Consider the following 16,704-nt stretch of genomic DNA (forward strand, 5'->3'; position numbering starts at 1 on the left):
GTTACGACGTTTCCCTATGTGTTGAGACGATGCGGGCCGCGAGAACGAGGCGCGGTGCGCAAGTTCTGTACGGGGTCGCTATGAGTTCATTCGGTCGAAAAGGTGGAGGGCTCGCCCCGCGGCGGGCGCAGTTCGGGGCTGCCCGGACGCAGACCACACCTGAGCCGGCCGTCACCGAGGTGGAGCAGCCAGCGACCACCCCGCCGCCGAGCCCGGGGCCGACATCGCCCGAACCGCTCACAGAACTTCCCGGCGACACGACCAACGACGCGCTGACCCGCCTGGACGAACGCGGCCGCGCGCCCGACGAGTCGGCCGGTTCGAAGGAAACCGACGACGAATCCGCGATCTTCAAGATCAAGGAACAGGTCATGCCGCGCCTGCTGGAGCGCATCGACCCGGAGGCGGCCGCGGCGCTGAACAGAGAGGAGCTGTCCGAGGAATTCGGGCCGATCATCGGGGAAGTGCTCGCCGAACTGAAGATCAACCTGAACCGCCGCGAACAGGTATTGCTGGAAAAGGTGCTGGTCGACGAGTTGCTGGGTCTTGGCCCGCTCGAGGACCTGCTGGCGGACCCAGACGTCTCCGACATCATGGTGAACGGTCCGAACCAGACCTACATCGAGAAGAAGGGCAAGCTGCAACTCGCCCCCATCCGCTTCCGCGACGAAGAACATCTCTACCAGATCGCGCAGCGCATCGTTAACCGCGTCGGCCGCCGCGTCGACCAGACCACGCCGCTTGCCGACGCCCGCCTGGAGGATGGCAGCCGCGTCAACGTGATCGTCCCCCCCCTCAGCCTGAAGGGCACGGCGATCTCGATCCGGAAATTCTCCGAAAAGCCCATCACGCTCGACATGCTGCGCGACTGGGGGGCGATGAACTCCAAGATGTGCACCGCGCTGAAAATCATGGCGGCCAGCCGCTTCAACATCGTCATTTCCGGCGGCACGGGCTCGGGCAAGACGACCATGCTGAACGCGCTGTCGAAGATGATCGACCCGGGCGAGCGCACGATCACGATCGAAGACGCCGCCGAGCTGCGGCTGCAGCAGCCGCACGTGCTGCCGCTGGAAACCCGCCCGCCGAACCTGGAAGGCAAGGGCGCCATCACCATTCGCGACCTGATCATCAACTCGCTGCGTATGCGCCCCGACCGCGTGATCCTGGGCGAGATTCGCGGTCAGGAGTGTTTCGACCTGCTGGCGGCGATGAATACGGGCCATGACGGGTCCATGTGTACGCTGCACTCGAACAGCCCGCGCGAGTGCCTGGCGCGTATGGAGAACATGGTGATGATGGGGGACATCAAGATCCCCAAGGAGGCGATCACCCGCCAGATCGCCGATTCGGTCGACCTGATCGTCCAGGTGAAGCGACTGCGTGACGGCTCGCGCCGCTGTACGTCGATCACCGAAGTGTGCGGGATGGAGGGCGACGTCATCGTCACCCAGGAAATCTTCAAATTCGAATATCTGGACGAGACCGAGGACGGCAAGATCCTCGGCGAATACCGGTCGATGGGGCTGCGCCCGCATGCGCTGGAAAAGGCGAAAGGCTTCGGGTTCGAAAAGCCGCTGCTGGAAGCCTGCCTGTAGAGCCGAAGGGGGCGAACCCGCCCGGCTTATTGATTCCTTCGCCGCGCTTCCCACCTCTATCGGCGGAAAGGATTTCAACGACATGGCCGGAGGATGGTCGCGCGACGGCGCGGTTCAGGATCAGATCGACGATACGGTGAACGACGCGGTGACGGGTGCCCGCTCGCGCTTGCCGAAGGGCGAAAGCCTGACGCACTGCGAGGAGTGCGACGAGCCGATCCCCGAACGGCGGCGCGAGGCCGTGCCCGGCGTGCGCACCTGCATCGCCTGCCAGTCGGAACGCGACACGAGCGTTCGCCACGCCGCCTTCAACCGGCGCGGGTCGAAGGACAGCCAGCTGCGATAGCGTAGCGGGGAAGAGGGCTCGCCTCTCCCCCGACATCCTCAGACCGAAACGACGATCTTGCCGAAGTGCTTCTGAGCCTCCTGATGACGGAAGGCGTCGGCAAGTTCGGCAAGCGGGAAAACCTTGTCGATGACCGGTTCGATCCCGTTCGCCTCAACGGCGCGGATCATGTCCTCCTGCATGGCGCGTGACCCGACGGTGATGCCGTCCATGCGCAGGTTCTTGCTGAAGAATTCCGCCGTCGGCACCTCTCCGGTAAAGCCGGCGAGAACGCCGATCATGGAAATGTGACCGCCGATGCGGCAGGCCTTGATCGACTGCGGGAGCGTTCCAGCCCCGCCGATCTCGACGACGGCGTCCACGCCGCGTCCGCCGGTAAGCTCAAGCGCCTTCTCGCCCCATTTCGGGGTTTCCTTGTAATTGATCACCATGTCGGCGCCGAGGCCGCGGACCTTCTCAAGCTTCTCGTCGGACGAGGAGGTGGCGATGACGCGGGCGCCGAGCGCCTTTGCGAATTGCAGCGCGAAGATCGAGACGCCGCCCGTGCCCTGCACCAGCACCGTCTGTCCCGCCTTCACATTGGCCTGCTCGACGATCGCCCGCCATGCCGTCAGACCGGCACAGACAAGCGTTGCCGCCTCGCCGTAGTCATACCCCTCCGGCATGCGCGTGAACGCCCTGGCGGGCATGGCGACATATTCCGCCGCGAAGCCGTCGGCGCCGTCGCCCGGAACACTCTGGAAACCGGTCATCTCGGGCGGCCCGCTGTTCCAGTTCGGGAAGAACAGCGACAGCGCCTTGTCGCCGACAGACCAGCCCGTCACGCCCTCTCCGACGGCTTCGACGTCGCCGGCGCCGTCGGACATCGGCACGCGGTCGTCGGGCGTCGGAATGCCGCCAACCGCGACGATATAGTCGTGATAGTTCAGCGAGGAGGCGCGGACGCGGACGAGCAGCTCTCCCGGCCCGGCCTCGGGTTTGTCTCGGTCGACCAGCTTCAGATTGTCGAGCCCGCCGGGGTTCTTGACTTCGATGACCTTCATATTCGCCTCTCCTTCGGAATTGGGCCTAGCGGTGACGGGCGCGTACGTGGCCCGTCAAAAATGGGTGGGCCTTCGCCGCCCTCGCCTTCTCTTCTCCGAACGCGTAAGACGCTCGCGACGCCTCAAACGAGGCAGACGAGGGAGGAATTCATGAAGAAACTCGTAGCAGCAGCCGCAGTGTCGATGATCGCGCTGGCGTCCTGCGCACCCGAAACCGACGACGCCGACGTCGCGGCGGCGGATGCCGAGGCGGGCACGGCCGACATGGTCGGCATCGACGGTACGGACATGCCGGCGGTCGGACCGGACTATGAAACAATCCTGGCGAGCGACGTGCGCTCGGAGGACAACAGGGCGCGGGATCAGTATCGCCACCCGCAGGAAACGCTCGATTTCTTCGGCCTTGCCCCTGGCATGACCGTCGTCGAGCTATCGCCGGGCGGCGGCTGGTACACGGAGATTCTGGCGCAGGCTGTCGGGCCGGACGGACGCCTGATCGCGGTCGTTCCGGGCGAAGGTACCGGCAATTACTGGGACCGCGCGGTCGCAACCGGCGAACGCCTGTCGGAAGCAGCCGGCACCGCCACGGTCGAAACGGTAAGCTCGACCTTCGGCAGCGACGGCGAGGCCCTCGCAGGCGGCGCGGCGGACATGGTGCTGACCTTTCGCAACGCGCATAATTTCTACATGGGCGACCAGCTGGGCGCGGTGATGTCCGAAGCCTTTCGCGCCCTTAAGCCCGGCGGCGTTCTGGGCATCGTCGAGCATCGCCTGCCCGAAGACCGCGACGACGCCGACATGGACGAGAGCGGCTACATGAAGCGCTCGACCATCGTCGCGGCGGCGGAGGAGGCCGGGTTCGAACTGGCCGACGAAAGCGAGATCAACGCCAATCCGAACGACACGGCCGACTATGAGGATGGTGTCTGGACGCTGCCGCCGACGCTGCGCAATGGCGACGAGAACCGTGAGGAATATCTTGCCATCGGCGAGTCCGACCGGATGACGCTGAAGTTCCGCAAACCTGCCTGACTCAGTTCAGGAGCGGCAGCCGTGGCGGCTGCCGCTCCTGTCTCCCGGGTCCGTCGGATTGAGGTCAAGCCTGCACGGACTGCGTTCTGCCCCGTGGGGGGCTTCCTCGATTACAGCTCGTCGATGTCGAGTTCGCCGTTGGCGGCGGCACGATTGAGTTCGGCGGTCTGCGCCTCGGGCGTCAGCGGCGCTTCGCGAAAGTCGCCAGCGGCGAGCTGCGGATCTTCGACCCCGGCCAGACCGGCAATCTCGACGACTCCGCCCATCGAGGTCGTGTCGAAGAAGGCCATCGCGAACTCACGCGGAAGGCGGATGCACCCGTGGCTGGCCGGCTCTCCGGGAAGCTTGCCGACGTGAAAGGCAATGCCGTCCCAGGTCAGCCGCTGCATGTAGGGCATGGGGGCGTTGTTATAGAGATTGGAATAATGCTCGACGCGCTTCTGCAGGATCTCGAACGTTCCCGTCGGGGTCTCGTGACCGGGCATCCCTGACGAAATCGTCGACATGCCGATGCGCGTGTCGCCGCGATAGACGTGAACGAGCTGGCGTCCGAGATCGACATAGGCGTGAACCTCGCCGTCGGCGGCCAGTTCGGGCTCCCAGATGAATTCGCCGGGCTTCAGCTCGACATCGAACAGCGACGGCGCGCCGTCATCGGCGGCCATATAGGGCGCGGTCGCATCGTCCGCCTGCGCCGGGGCGATCGCAAGACCGCCCGCGGCCATGACCATCGCCGCTGCGATGGACGTTCCCCTGGTAAGATTGCGAAAGATACCGCCGCTGCGTCTGATACTCGTCATCGATAGGCTCCCAACTGAAGTTCCTGTTCAGCTTCGGCGCCCCCGCGCGGACCGGTCCTTTCCGTTTCACCTTGCTGAGTTGATGCCTATTCAATGATGTCAAGATAAAACTGTTCCGCCTGGCCGCGAAATTTACTCCGTTCATCGACGACGCGGTGCGGTCAGGTGAAAGACGGAAGGGGAGAGGCGTCCGCCCCTCCCCGGACGCCCTACCGCAGTTCGTAAAGGACGGTGACGCTGGCAGACAGGTTGAGTTCGCCGCTCTCTACCGGCGTCGGCGCCACATCGGCGCTCTCCACCCTCGCCATCGTCCTGACCGGCCGGGGCGTAGGCATTGAGGTGCCACCCTCGCTGATCGAAACGATGCGGGCGACCGACAGGCCGGCCGCCGCAGCATAAAGGTCGGCGCGCTCGCGCGCCTTGCGCATGGCGTCGCGGCGAGCTTCGTCCTGGGCGGCGCTCGGATCGTCGATGCCGAAGCTCGGCCCGTTGAACTGGTTCGCCCCGACCGCGACGAGCGCATCGAGCACCGGCCCCGTGTCGTCGAGATCGCGGATCTTCACGGACACCTGGTTCTGCGCCTGGTACCCGTCGATCGTGGGGGTGCGGTTTTCCTCGTAGCGATATTGCGGATTGAGGTGCAGCTGCTGGGTCTGGATGTCCCGGCGCTCGATCCCCGCATCGCGCAGCGCCTCGATGACGCGGTTCATACGCGCGCGGTTGTCGGCAAGCGCGGCCTCCGCCGTCGCGGAACGGGTAATGACGCCCGCGGACACGGTCGCGATATCCGGTACGGCCCGTACCTCGCCCTGCGCATTGATCGTCAGAAGCGTCGCGCCCTGCGTAATGGGAATGTCGATGTCCTGCGCCGCCGCCGGCTGCGCGGCAAGAGCTAGGGTGGCCGCCGTGGCGGCGAATACGGATTTCAGCATGATTTCCTCCTGTTCGGACCAAACAAGAAGGGCGGGACACGCGAGTGCCCCGCCCCCTTCATTCACACAACGCCAGCGGCGCTGTACCCGAGGTGAACTAGACGCGCCGGCCGCGGATCAGCCGGTACAGAAAGAGCAGCAGGATCGCACCGAGGGTGGCGACGATGATGCTCTGCAGACCAAAGTCGGCCATGCCGACACCGAAGATGGACGCGCCGATCCAGCCGCCCACAATGCCGCCGGCGATGCCGATCAGAATGGTCACGATAAAGCCGCCAGGGTCCCGCCCGGGCATGATCCATTTCGCAAGAATGCCGGCGATCAGGCCGACAACGATCCAAGCTAGCCAACCCATGACCATCTCCCTTTTTTGATTATCCTGCAGATAGAACCCTGAACGCGGCACGAAGTTTCGCCGCAGCCCGCCATCACCCCGATTTCACCATATCTTCATCGTGACGCTTCAAATGGCCGCGCGGCCATCCTACCTGACGTCCGGTCCTGCCGCCTCGGTGAGCGCGATTAGACTTGCGGTGGGTGAGTTATTACACTAACACACATCATCTACCCGCTTTGACGAGCGGCGCTTCGCAGGAATTCGGAAGATGAACATGCATGAACGGATGAGCGGCCAGCAGCCGGCGGGGCCCGTCGACGCGCCCGAACCGCGGCAGCATGGCCGGCGGCGGCGGCTGATCGTGATCGCCGTTCTGGTTCTGGTCGCGCTGGCCGCTGCCCTTTTCTTCCTGCTCCCGTCCGGCGAGCCCGCTGCCGAAGCGCCGGCCGATACGGCCGATACGGCGCCCCGGGTTACCGTGGTCGATGTCGCTTCGCGGCCGGTGACGGCCAATGTCCGCGTCACCGGAAGTGTCGCCCCTGTGCGCGACCTGCCTGTCGGCGTGCAGGGCCAGGGCGGCCAGGTCGTCGCCGTGACGGTGGTGGAAGGCGATTATGTCCGCCGCGGGCAGGTGCTCGCACGCATCGACAAGTCGGTGCAGGTGCAGCAGGTGGCGCAGCTTGGCGCCGCGGTCGAGCGTGCCCGCGCCGATCTGAAGCTCGCGGAGTCCGAACTTGAGCGCGCCGAAGCGCTGGTGGATCGCGGCTTCATTTCGCAGGCCGACATCGAACGTCGCACGGCGACGCGCGACGGCGCTGCGGCGCAGGTGAACGTGGCCGCCGCGCAGCTTCGCGAGGCGCAGGCCCGGCTGGAACAGCTCGACATCCGCGCCCCCGAATCCGGCCTGATCCTGGAACGGAATGTGGAGCCGGGACAGGTCGTCAGCTCGGGTACGCCGGCAGTCTTCCGCATCGCACAGGACGGGCAGATGGAACTGCGCGCACAGGTCGCCGAGCAGGACCTGCAGGCCCTCGACGTCGGTCAGGGCGCCGAAATCCGCGTCGTCGGCAGCGACGAGGTGCTGCGCGGGACAGTCACGCTGGTGGATCCCATCATCGAGTCCGCGTCTCGCCAGGGCACCGCGCGCGTCGGCATTCAGGAGGACGGCAAAGTCCGCCCGGGCGCCTTCGCGACCGCCATTGTCGAGACCGGCACCGCCAATCGGCCCATGCTTCCGGAGTCCGCGGTGCTGGGGAATGTCGACGAGAGCTTCGTCTATGTCCTTGATGCGGAGAACAGGGTGGCGCGCCGGGCCGTTACGATCGGCGACGTGTCCGACCGCGGCGTGGTCATCCTCAGCGGGCTGGAAGACGGGGACCGCGTGGTCGAAAGTGCCGGTGCCTTCCTGAACGAGGGCGACAGGATCGAGCCGGTCGCGCTCGAGACCGGCGCACGGGAGTAGACGATGTCGCTTCGCAACATCTCGTCCTGGTCGATCCAGAACCCGGTCGTTCCGATCGTTCTGTTCATCGCCCTGACGCTCGGCGGCATTGTCAGCTTCACGCGGCTCGACGTGAACCAGCAGCCCGATATTTCCTTTCCGGCCGCAACGATCACCGTGACGCAGCCCGGCGCGGCGCCCTCGGAATTGAAGACCCAGGTCACGCAGCGCGTCGAGGCGGCAATACGCAGCGTGGACGGCGTCGACGAGATCGCTTCCGTCATCTCGGAAGGCAGCTCGCGCACCAACGTCCAGTTCATGATCGGCACGCCCATCGACCGGGCCGTGAACGATGTGCGCGATGCCGTGGCGAACATTCGCAGCGAGCTGCCCGAAGGCATCCTCGAACCGCGGATCACCCGCGTGACCGAAGGCGGTTGGATCGGGTATCTGTCGGTCCAGGCCAGCGACATGTCGCTGGAGGAATTGTCCTGGTTCGTCGACGACACGGTTTCGAAGCGGCTGCTCTCCATCCCCGGCATGGCCTCAGTCAGCCGCAATGGCGGCGTCGACCGCGAAGTTCGGGTGGAGCTCGACCCGGCGCGCCTGCAGGCGCAGGGGATTACCGCCGCGCAGGTGAACCAGCAGCTTCGCCAGCTCAACTTGAACGCCGCGGGCGGACGTACGGAAATCGCCGGCAGCGAACAGTCGGTTCGCGTGCTCGGAAATGCCGAGACGATCTACGACCTGCAGAATACCCAGCTGAACCTTGGCGGCGGACGCACCATCGCGCTGTCGCAGGTGGCCGACATTCGCGACGGCTATGCCGAGCAGCGCAGCTATTCCACCGTCGACGGGGTCCAGGCCCTCTCCATCAGCCTGATCCGGGCGAAGGGCGCCAGCGACGTGTCCGTGTGGGAAGCGGCGATGGACGAACTCGACCAGATCGAGGAAGAGGTCCCCGGCCTGGAGTTCGAGCCCATCTTCACGACCTATACCTATACGGTCGAACAATATGGTGCTTCGATCATGGCGCTGATCGAGGGCGCGCTGCTGGCGGTCATCGTCGTCTGGTTCTTCCTGCGTGACTGGCGCGCCATGCTGATCGCGGCGACCGCCATCCCGCTCTCTGCGATCCCGACCTTCTGGTTCATGGACCTGATGGGTTTCACGCTGAACAACCTGACGCTGCTCGCGCTGGCGCTGGTGGCGGGCGTTCTCGTCGACGATGCCATCGTCGAGATCGAGAATATCGTGCGTCACATGCGCATGGGCAAAAGTCCCTATCAGGCCTCGATGGATGCCGCCGACGAGATCGGCCTGGCGGTCGTCGCCACCACCTTCTCCATCGTCGCGGTCTTCTTTCCCGTCGCGCTGATGAGCGGCATTCCGGGCCAGTTCTTCAAACCGTTCGGACTTACGGTCGTTGCCGCGGTTCTGTTCTCCCTGGCAGTGGCGCGTATGGTGACACCGCTGATGGCGGCATATTTCCTCCGCCCCCATGGCGACCGCCCGCACGCCGAGGGTCCGGTCATCAACGCATATGAGCGGCTGCTGCGCTGGACGCTGGACCGCGACCGGGCCGTTGCACGGTCCGCGAGGGGCGGCTTCTGGAGAAAGCTGACCGCCCCGCTCCTCGACCACAGGCTGTGGGTGATCGGCGTCGGCGCCTTTGCCTTCCTCGCCACCATTTTCGCCTTCGCCAGCCTGGACTTCACGCTCAATCCGGAAGTCGACGACGATACCGTCAGGATCGAAGTCGAGATGCCGCCCGGTGCGACGCTCGCGCAGACCGGAGACGTGGTCGAGACCGTCGCGCAGTTGCTGCGCGACCAGCCGGAAACGAGCAGCGTCTATTCCTCGGTAAGCGTCGGCAGCGGCAGCGTCCGGGCCAGCCTGGCCGAGGATCGCGAACGCAGCAGTTTCGAATTCACCCGCGAACTCGGCCCCGCCCTTGCACGCATCCCCAACGCCCGCGTCGCCTTCGACACCAATAACGGCTTCGGCGGCGGATCGCGTCCCGTGAACGTCATGCTGGCCGGTTCGGACCCCGAACTGCTGCAGCAAACCGCGGAATCGGTCGTGGAAGACATGCGCCAGCGCCCGGAGATGTTCGTCGCTCCGCGGATCGACGGCGACCTGCAGAGACCGGAAGTCGTCATTCGCCCGAATTTCGCGCTCGCCGCCGATCTCGGCGTGACCACGGCTACTCTCTCGCAGACCATCCGGATCGCCACGCTCGGCGACATCGACCAGAATGTCGCGAAATTCTCGCTGTCCGACCGGCAGATCCCCATTCGCGTCGTGCTGCCGCAGTCGGCCCGCACCAGTATCGCCACGTTGGAAAACCTTCCCGTTCCCACCGCTACCGGCGGGTCCGTGCCGCTGAAGGCCGTGGCCGATATCGGCTTCGGTTCGGGCCCGTCACAGCTGCGGCGGTTCAACCAGCAGGACCGTATCGTCATCACCTCGGACCTGGCGCCCGGCATCGTGGCCGGTGAAGGCAACCGCGCCGCCCAGTTCCAGCTGCCGACGATGCAGGAACTTCCGCCCGGCGTGACGCGCGTGCAGTTCGGCATGTCGAAGGTCGAGGAAGAGCTGACGACGCAGTTCGCGATCGCCGTCGTGTCCGGCATCCTTCTCGTCTTTGCCGTCCTGATCCTGCTCTACAAGCGGATCATGCCGCCCTTCGTGAACATGGGGTCGCTCCTCCTCGCCCCCCTCGGCGGTGCCATCGCGCTGCACATGACCGGGCACCCGATTTCCTTCCCGGTCCTGATCGGCCTGCTGATGCTGCTGGGCATTGTTGCGAAGAACTCGATCCTCCTGATCGATTTCGCGCTGGAGGAGATGCAGGCGGGCGTTCCGCGGCGCGCTGCCATCATCGATGCGGGCCGTAAGCGCGCGCAGCCCATCGTCATGACCACCATCGCCATGGCCGCCGGCATGCTGCCGACCGCCCTCTCGCTGTCGGGGGACGGCGCCTGGCGCGCGCCGATGGGCATCGTGGTGATCGGCGGCCTGATCCTGTCGACGGTGCTGACCCTGCTGATCGTTCCGGCCAGCTTCAGCTTCTCCGACGATATCGAGCGCGGCATTCGGCGGATGTTCGGCGGGGTGACCAACTCCCCGACCAAGGACGAGGATGGCCTGCGCGGCCCGGGCGCAGCGCAGCCCGGACCGGCGGAATAGCTCATCTCCTGCCGCCGGTTACCGTCTAAGCGTTTGTGTTTTCGGCGGCGGGGGTTCACAAGTCCGTGCCAATGAACCGGCCCCCTGCCGCCCATTTGTTCGAACCGCACCCCGCGAAGGGCATGCGCCTCGTCGCCACGGGCCTGCTGGTCGCGATGGCTGCGGTCTTCATTCTGAGCCACGCCGCCCTGCCGCGCGACCAGATGTGGGTCGGCTTCGTGGAGGCCTTTGCAGAGGCGGCGCTGGTCGGCGGCCTCGCCGACTGGTTCGCGGTGGTGGCGCTGTTCCGCCACCCGCTGCACCTGCCGATCCCACACACCGCCATCATCCCCAAGAAGAAGGACCGCCTCGCCGAAGCGATGGCGACCTTCCTGCAGCAGAACTTCCTGACGCCGCAGATCGTGGCCCGGCGCCTGGCGGGCGTCGATATCGCCGGCGCCGTGGCATCGTGGATGTCGTCGCCGCCCCGGGCCGCAAGAGGCCGGGGGTTCGGCCGTCTGGCCGGGCAGCTGCTCGACGCCGCCGACAATGACGCGATTTCCGACCTCGTTCGCTCGGGCCTGAACAGCAACCTGCGCCGACTGGAAGTCGCGCCCCTTGCCGGGCGCATCCTCGACCGCTCGCTCGATGAGGACCGGCTACAGCCGATTTTCGACCGCGCGGTGATCTGGGGCGCCCGCATCCTCGACGAGAACGAGTATCTGATCCGCGGTCTGGTCCAGGAGCGCACCCAGTGGGTCCTGCGGCTGGCGGGCATCGACGACCGCGTCGCGAACGCCATCATCGACGGCCTGCGCCGCCTTCTCAACGACATGGCCTATGATCCCGAGCATCCGCTGCGCATCAAGATCATGATCGCGCTGAAGGATGTGGCCTTCGACCTGCAATATCTTCCCGAGACGCGCGACCGCGTCGAAAGCTGGAAGAACGACATGCTGGACAACCCCGAACTCGGCCGCTTCCTCGGCGGGGTCTGGGGCAACCTCAAGGAAGCGATGAAGGCCGCGCTTTCGGACGGCGGCGCCGAGGCCTTTTCGGGCAAGGTTGGCGAAGGGCTGCGCACCTTCGGCGAGACGCTGCAGGAGGACGACGAGCTGCGCCGCTCGATCAACCGCTACGTGCGCCGCGCCGTCGTCGGCATGGTCGCCGACTATGGCGAGGAAATCGTCAGCGTCGTCAGCGATACCGTCAAGCGCTGGGATACCGCGACGGTATCGGACCGGCTGGAGCGCGCGGTCGGCCGCGACCTTCAGTTCATTCGCGTCAATGGCACGCTGGTGGGCGGGCTGGTCGGCGTCTGCCTGCACAGCCTGATCGTCATTCTCTGAGCGAGGCGCTGCCAAGCGCGCGCCGCGGCCGAGAGGCGGTTCAGTCGAGCGCGGCGCAGGCCCGCTGGATACGCGTGCACGCGTCCTCAAGCACCTCCGTCGAAACCGCGTAGGAGACGCGGAAGGCGGGGCTGAGACCGAAGGCGGCGCCGTGAACGACCGCGCAGCCCTCCGCTTCGAGCAGGTAGGTGGCGACGTCCTCGTCCGAGTTCAGAACGGACCCGCCGGGCGTTCGCTTGCCGATCATGCCGCCGCAGTCCGGGTAGACGTAGAAGGCGCCCTGCGGCTTCACGAGTGTGAGGCCGTCGGCCTGGCCCAGCATCGACAGGACGAGGTCGCGGCGCTTCTGAAAGACCGCAGCGCGCTCCTTCAGAAAGTCCTGCGGCCCCGTCAGCGCTGCGCGTGCCGCCTCCTGCGCGATGGCGCAGGGGTTTGTGGTGGACTGCGACTGCAGCTTGCGCATCGCGGCGATCAGCGGCTTCGGCCCGCCGGCAAAGCCGATGCGCCAGCCGGTCATCGAATAGGCCTTCGACGCGCCGTTGATCGTCAGGGTGCGCTCGCGAAGGTCGGGCGCAAGCTCGGCGACCGTATGAAAGGCGAAATCCTCGTAGACGATATGCTCGTAGATATCGTCCGCCATGATCCAGACGTGCGGATGGCGGCGCAGCACCTCGATCAGTCCCTCGATCTCCACCTTCGTATAGGCGGCTCCGGTGGGGTTGGACGGCGAGTTGAAGATGAACCACTTGGTCTGCGGCCCGATCGCCTCCTCGAGCTGCTCGGGCGTGATCTTGAAGCCCTGGTCCGCGCCGCCCGACACGATCACGGGCGTGGCACCCGCAAAGCTGACGATGTCGGGATAGCTGACCCAGTAGGGCGCGGGGATGATGACCTCGTCGCCGGCATCGAGCGTCGCCATCAGCGCGTTGAAGATCGTGTGCTTGCCGCCAACATTCACGGAAATTTCGTCGCGGGTGAATTCCAGTCCGTTGTCACGCGCGAACTTCTCGCGCACGGCATCCTTCAGCTCGGGCGTTCCGTCGGGCGCGGTATATTTGGACTTGCCGTCGCGAATGGCCTGAATGGCGGCTTCGCGGGCATGTTCGGGCACGGGAAAGTCGGGCTCTCCGGCGCCCAGGCCCAGCACGTCGCGGCCCTCGGCTTTCAGCTCGTTCGCCCGCGTTGTCACTGCCACCGTGGGGGAGGGAGCGATGCGTCCGATCGCCTGCGACAGTCGCGCCATGGGTCGTTGGTCCTTCTGGTATCCGTGCGGAGACCGGCCTTAGAACTCGCCCTGCGGCAGTGCAACAAGCCGTACCGGGAGCAGTCCCCTTAGCGCATTGCCGAGATAGACCCGCCCCTCTTCCAGATCGGCGGCGGTCAGGTCGGCCTCCTGCGCCCTGTGCTCGCGCAGCATCGCGGCACGCAGAATGCCCGGTAGAAGGCCCCGGCGCGACGGCGGCGTCGCATAGCTTTCGCCGCGTGCAACGAAAAGGTTGGTGAAGCTGCCCTCCGTCAGCAGACCGTCCGGACGGATGAAGATCACCTCGTCGGTACCCGCGGCGCGCCGAGCGTCGTCGTAGAAGGCGCGGTCGCTCGTCTTGTGAAACAGGCGCACGTCATCGGCGGATACCGGCAGCGGGACGATCGCCGCGGTGAGCTCATCCTTCGGCGCAGGGCAGTGAGAGGAGGACACAGAGACCGATCCGGCGCTGCCGTAGAGCAGGCGGATCTTTGCGGCCTCCCCCGCACGGCAGAGACCTCGCAGGCGTTCGGTCAGCTCTTCAAAGTCAGGCCGGGGAAAGCCGAAATACGCTGCCGACGAAGCAAGCCTGTCGAGATGCAGATCGAGGTGCGCCACCTCCCCCTCCTCGCAGCGCATCGTCTCGATCAGATGGAAGGGCCGCCCGGACGCACTGAGGAAGGCGGCCTTGGTTCGCGTTTCCTGCCACTCGGCTTCCGGATCGGAATCGGCGACGATGCCCCCGCCGACGCCGAGGCGCAGGCCAGAACCCGCAACTTCCACAGTCCGTATGGCGACGTTGAAGCGGGCATGCCCCTGGGGAGATATCCACCCGATGCTGCCGGTATAGATGCCGCGCCGGGCAGCTTCGGTCTCGGCGATGATCTGGCCCGCCCTTACCTTGGGGGCCCCGGTGATCGAACCGCAGGGAAACATCGCGCGCAAAACGTCGACGGCGGACGCGTCCCCGCGCAGCTCAGCCTCAACGCCGGTAACCATCTGGTGAACCGTCGGATAGGTCTCGATAGAGAAGGGGTCGCGGACCTCGACCGAACCCGGCTTCGCGATGCGCGACAGGTCATTTCGAATGAGGTCGGTGATCATGAGGTTTTCGGCGCGGTTCTTCGGATCGTCCATCAGTTCGCGCCGAACCGCCAGGTCTTCATCCGTTACCGCCGCCCTGCGCGCCGTTCCCTTCATCGGCCGGGCGAGGAGGCGCCCCTCGGTAAGCGCAAAGAACAGCTCCGGCGATGCGGAGAGAATCCAGTCTCCGGCAGGCTCGTGCAGCAGCGCCCCTTCGCCCATCCGCTGGACGCGTCTCAGCCGATCATAGAGCGCCATGGGATGACCCTGGAGCCTGCCCTGGACCGCGTAGGTGAAGTTCGCCTGATAGATGTCGCCCGCGTGGATATAGTCGAGGATCCGGCCGATCGCGGAGAGGTAGCGGCTCCTGTCCAGGTCCTGCGACAGAGCGCTCACACCGGCGCGGCGCCCGGTAAGCCAAGACGCGGAAAGCCTTTCCCAGTCCGTTTCCAGCGGCTGGCGGAACAGACCGAAACGAAGAAGAGGCGCAACCCCTGCCTTTCTCGCCGCGCCGGTCTCGCCCCTCATACGCGGTTCGAAGGCCGCAGCGGCCTCATAGGCCAGATACCCGGCGGCCCACCATCCGCCTGCCACCGCCGCCTCGACCTCCTCGAGCGCGCCGGGAACCGCGTCGGCGCTCCTGGCTTCGATCCAGCGCTGCGGAGATGAGAACAGCAGCCCCGGTCGCCGCGCCGCCGACAGACGGGCGTCGTCGAAAAACAGGAAGGGGCGGGCGGGATCGAATGTCATCGGGGGCGGCTTACCCCGCGCCCTACGTCACGGCCAGAAGCGCCCCTCCCCGAAGCATCTCCCGCCCGGTGCCAATTGACCGCGCGGCACCGAGAGACCATCTCAAAGACCATGACACAGCCCGAAACCGCTCCGCTCGCCGCCTGCATCGTCCCCGTCACGCCGCTGCAGCAGAATTGCACGCTGTTCTGGTGCACGAAGACGATGAAGGGCGCGCTGGTCGACCCCGGCGGCGATCTCGACCGACTGAAAGAGGTCGTCGCGGAAAAGGGTGTCACCCTGGAAAAGCTGCTGGTGACCCACGGCCATCTCGACCATTGCGGCATGACCGGCGTGCTTGCCGAAGAGCTGTCGCTGCCGATCGAGGGACCGCACCCGGAAGACAAGTTCTGGATCGACCAGGCCGGCGAGCAGGGCGAGCGCTTCGGCATGACGGGCACCCGTCCCTTTACGCCGGATCGCTGGCTCGACGACGGCGATACCGTGACGGTGGGCGAGCTGGAACTGAACGTCTTTCACTGCCCCGGACATACGCCCGGGCATGTGGTCTTCTATCACGAACCCTCGAAGCTTCTGATCGTCGGCGACGTGCTGTTCCAGGGTTCGATCGGCCGCACCGATTTTCCGCGCGGCAACCACCAGCAGCTCGTCGATGCCATTCACGAGAAGCTCTTCACGCTGCCGGAGGACACCGCCTTCGTCCCGGGACACGGTCCGATGTCGACCATCGGCCGGGAGAAAAAATCCAATCCCTTCGTCGGGGCCTACGGCTAGGCTGCGATCAGGCGAGCGCCCCCGCCGCAAGGACCAGTGCCCAGACACTGAATGCAAGCAAGACCAACAAGGTAAGCACGGTTCCGAAGATTCGCGGCCTGTTCGGGCCGGAATTGCTGGCCGACAGGTCCATTCCCCAGGCGTGAAGCAGCCGCCCGCCCACGAACACCAAGCCGCCGCCCCCCAGCCAGAATGGCGAACCGCCGGCAAATTCCAGAAGGCCCGTAAGTATGAGCAGGATCGGCACATATTCGCTGAAATTGCCATGCGCCCGCGACCTGGCGAGAAGAAGCGGACTGCCGCCGTCGCCAAGCGAAACCTTCCCGGCGAAGCGCAGCTGAATCACCCGAAACGTAAGTGCGAGGTAGATCAACCCCAGAACGCCCGCCACCATCGTCGTGACTGTCAGGATCATTCCAAGCTCGCCCCCGTTTCTTTCATATGATCGGCTTACCCGGGGTGCCTCCCGCTGAACAGGGGCAGGCTTGCATCTGGAGAGGAAATCGCTATGTGGAGCGCCTTCGTCGGCACCGGTGACCGGGGCACCGCCCCTTGCGCGCTATCGAATCGCCGACCCGATAAATCTACGACAGGAACAGGTGCCCCATGGCCGTCCCGAAGAGAAAAGTATCGAAGTCCCGCCGGGACATGCGCCGTGCGCACCACGCGCTGGCTGCGAAGAACTTCCAGGAATGCTCCAACTGCGGCGAGCTCAAGCTGCCGCACCATGTGTGCGAGGCGTGCGGTCACTATAATGACCGCGAGGTCATCGAAGTCGGCCTTTAAGAGCCTGCTCGCAGGCGCG

General features: G+C 65.7%; 15 protein-coding genes. 8 read left to right on the forward strand and 7 right to left on the reverse strand.

The annotated features are described in order from the left end of the window. Nucleotides 1-80: 80 nt before the first annotated feature. Together KCN53_RS00225 and KCN53_RS00230 are read left to right on the forward strand one after the other, a co-directional pair. Nucleotides 81-1,598 (forward strand): CpaF family protein, encoded by a 1,518-nt coding sequence (locus tag KCN53_RS00225; protein WP_088711994.1) that lies wholly within the window; start codon nucleotides 81-83, stop codon nucleotides 1,596-1,598. Between the two features lie 82 nt (nucleotides 1,599-1,680). Then, nucleotides 1,681-1,944 carry a DksA/TraR family C4-type zinc finger protein gene (locus tag KCN53_RS00230; protein WP_088711993.1) on the forward strand — a complete coding sequence of 88 codons (264 nt, stop codon included), beginning with the start codon at nucleotides 1,681-1,683 and terminating at the stop codon, nucleotides 1,942-1,944. A gap of 38 nt (nucleotides 1,945-1,982) precedes the next feature. Here the strand turns inward: KCN53_RS00230 and KCN53_RS00235 are convergent, their stop codons facing one another. Continuing rightward, nucleotides 1,983-2,987: a zinc-dependent alcohol dehydrogenase family protein gene (locus KCN53_RS00235; protein ID WP_088711992.1), complete on the reverse strand. Its 1,005-nt coding sequence runs from the start codon at nucleotides 2,985-2,987 to the stop codon at nucleotides 1,983-1,985. Between the two features lie 150 nt (nucleotides 2,988-3,137). Here KCN53_RS00235 and KCN53_RS00240 point away from each other — a divergent pair, with 150 nt between their 5' ends. Continuing rightward, entirely contained in the window at nucleotides 3,138-4,019 is an 882-nt protein-coding gene (locus tag KCN53_RS00240) for a class I SAM-dependent methyltransferase (protein WP_088711991.1), read from the forward strand. A gap of 110 nt (nucleotides 4,020-4,129) precedes the next feature. Here KCN53_RS00240 and KCN53_RS00245 read toward each other — a convergent pair whose 3' ends face one another. The 3 genes from KCN53_RS00245 to KCN53_RS00255 form a co-directional block, all read right to left on the reverse strand. Continuing rightward, nucleotides 4,130-4,819 carry a L,D-transpeptidase family protein gene (locus KCN53_RS00245; RefSeq protein ID WP_224199253.1) on the reverse strand — a complete coding sequence of 230 codons (690 nt, stop codon included), beginning with the start codon at nucleotides 4,817-4,819 and terminating at the stop codon, nucleotides 4,130-4,132. Nucleotides 4,820-5,028: 209 nt separating this feature from the next. Next, on the reverse strand, nucleotides 5,029-5,751 hold the full coding sequence (locus KCN53_RS00250; protein ID WP_088711990.1) for an SIMPL domain-containing protein: 723 nt from the start codon (nucleotides 5,749-5,751) through the stop codon (nucleotides 5,029-5,031). Between the two features lie 97 nt (nucleotides 5,752-5,848). After that, complete coding sequence (locus KCN53_RS00255) at nucleotides 5,849-6,106, reverse strand: GlsB/YeaQ/YmgE family stress response membrane protein (protein ID WP_088713377.1); 258 nt, start codon at nucleotides 6,104-6,106, stop codon at nucleotides 5,849-5,851. Between the two features lie 250 nt (nucleotides 6,107-6,356). Between KCN53_RS00255 and KCN53_RS00260 the strand changes: the two genes are divergently transcribed. The 3 genes from KCN53_RS00260 (at nucleotide 6,357) to KCN53_RS00270 (ending at nucleotide 12,049) form a co-directional block, all read left to right on the forward strand. After that, nucleotides 6,357-7,550, forward strand: coding sequence for an efflux RND transporter periplasmic adaptor subunit (locus KCN53_RS00260; protein ID WP_088711989.1), 1,194 nt, complete (start codon nucleotides 6,357-6,359; stop codon nucleotides 7,548-7,550). A gap of 3 nt (nucleotides 7,551-7,553) precedes the next feature. Beyond that, nucleotides 7,554-10,721: an efflux RND transporter permease subunit gene (locus KCN53_RS00265; protein WP_088711988.1), complete on the forward strand. Its 3,168-nt coding sequence runs from the start codon at nucleotides 7,554-7,556 to the stop codon at nucleotides 10,719-10,721. A gap of 71 nt (nucleotides 10,722-10,792) precedes the next feature. Continuing rightward, on the forward strand, nucleotides 10,793-12,049 hold the full coding sequence (locus KCN53_RS00270; RefSeq protein ID WP_224199255.1) for a DUF445 domain-containing protein: 1,257 nt from the start codon (nucleotides 10,793-10,795) through the stop codon (nucleotides 12,047-12,049). 40 nt (nucleotides 12,050-12,089) lie between these two features. Here KCN53_RS00270 and KCN53_RS00275 read toward each other — a convergent pair whose 3' ends face one another. Both KCN53_RS00275 and pabB read right to left on the reverse strand, forming a co-directional pair. Then, nucleotides 12,090-13,292: a pyridoxal phosphate-dependent aminotransferase gene (locus tag KCN53_RS00275; RefSeq protein ID WP_088711986.1), complete on the reverse strand. Its 1,203-nt coding sequence runs from the start codon at nucleotides 13,290-13,292 to the stop codon at nucleotides 12,090-12,092. Between the two features lie 39 nt (nucleotides 13,293-13,331). After that, entirely contained in the window at nucleotides 13,332-15,125 is a 1,794-nt protein-coding gene (gene pabB / locus KCN53_RS00280; protein ID WP_088711985.1) for an aminodeoxychorismate synthase component I, read from the reverse strand. A gap of 111 nt (nucleotides 15,126-15,236) precedes the next feature. Here pabB and KCN53_RS00285 point away from each other — a divergent pair, with 111 nt between their 5' ends. Next, entirely contained in the window at nucleotides 15,237-15,899 is a 663-nt protein-coding gene (locus KCN53_RS00285) for an MBL fold metallo-hydrolase (protein WP_088711984.1), read from the forward strand. 7 nt (nucleotides 15,900-15,906) lie between these two features. On the opposite strand, the gene KCN53_RS00290 is transcribed toward KCN53_RS00285, so the two are convergent. Then, nucleotides 15,907-16,314, reverse strand: a complete 408-nt coding sequence (locus KCN53_RS00290; RefSeq protein WP_224199257.1) for an MAPEG family protein — start codon at nucleotides 16,312-16,314, stop codon at nucleotides 15,907-15,909. Nucleotides 16,315-16,505: 191 nt separating this feature from the next. Here KCN53_RS00290 and rpmF point away from each other — a divergent pair, with 191 nt between their 5' ends. Further along, nucleotides 16,506-16,685, forward strand: coding sequence for a 50S ribosomal protein L32 (gene rpmF / locus KCN53_RS00295; RefSeq protein ID WP_088711983.1), 180 nt, complete (start codon nucleotides 16,506-16,508; stop codon nucleotides 16,683-16,685). Nucleotides 16,686-16,704: the final 19 nt, after the last annotated feature.

This window comes from Pacificimonas aurantium (assembly GCF_020092905.1).
Classification (GTDB): domain Bacteria; phylum Pseudomonadota; class Alphaproteobacteria; order Sphingomonadales; family Sphingomonadaceae; genus Pacificimonas; species Pacificimonas aurantium.

Coding starts and splice junctions, on each gene's coding strand:
- KCN53_RS00225 (WP_088711994.1), top strand. CDS start 81: ATGAGTTCATTCGGTCGAAAAGGTGGAGGGCTCGCCCCGCGGCGGGCG.
- rpmF (WP_088711983.1), top strand. CDS start 16,506: ATGGCCGTCCCGAAGAGAAAAGTATCGAAGTCCCGCCGGGACATGCGC.
- KCN53_RS00235 (WP_088711992.1), bottom strand. CDS start 2,987: ATGAAGGTCATCGAAGTCAAGAACCCCGGCGGGCTCGACAATCTGAAG.
- pabB (WP_088711985.1), bottom strand. CDS start 15,125: ATGACATTCGATCCCGCCCGCCCCTTCCTGTTTTTCGACGACGCCCGT.
- KCN53_RS00275 (WP_088711986.1), bottom strand. CDS start 13,292: ATGGCGCGACTGTCGCAGGCGATCGGACGCATCGCTCCCTCCCCCACG.
- KCN53_RS00255 (WP_088713377.1), bottom strand. CDS start 6,106: ATGGGTTGGCTAGCTTGGATCGTTGTCGGCCTGATCGCCGGCATTCTT.
- KCN53_RS00265 (WP_088711988.1), top strand. CDS start 7,554: ATGTCGCTTCGCAACATCTCGTCCTGGTCGATCCAGAACCCGGTCGTT.
- KCN53_RS00230 (WP_088711993.1), top strand. CDS start 1,681: ATGGCCGGAGGATGGTCGCGCGACGGCGCGGTTCAGGATCAGATCGAC.
- KCN53_RS00240 (WP_088711991.1), top strand. CDS start 3,138: ATGAAGAAACTCGTAGCAGCAGCCGCAGTGTCGATGATCGCGCTGGCG.
- KCN53_RS00245 (WP_224199253.1), bottom strand. CDS start 4,819: ATGACGAGTATCAGACGCAGCGGCGGTATCTTTCGCAATCTTACCAGG.
- KCN53_RS00290 (WP_224199257.1), bottom strand. CDS start 16,314: ATGATCCTGACAGTCACGACGATGGTGGCGGGCGTTCTGGGGTTGATC.
- KCN53_RS00270 (WP_224199255.1), top strand. CDS start 10,793: ATGAACCGGCCCCCTGCCGCCCATTTGTTCGAACCGCACCCCGCGAAG.
- KCN53_RS00250 (WP_088711990.1), bottom strand. CDS start 5,751: ATGCTGAAATCCGTATTCGCCGCCACGGCGGCCACCCTAGCTCTTGCC.
- KCN53_RS00260 (WP_088711989.1), top strand. CDS start 6,357: ATGAACATGCATGAACGGATGAGCGGCCAGCAGCCGGCGGGGCCCGTC.
- KCN53_RS00285 (WP_088711984.1), top strand. CDS start 15,237: ATGACACAGCCCGAAACCGCTCCGCTCGCCGCCTGCATCGTCCCCGTC.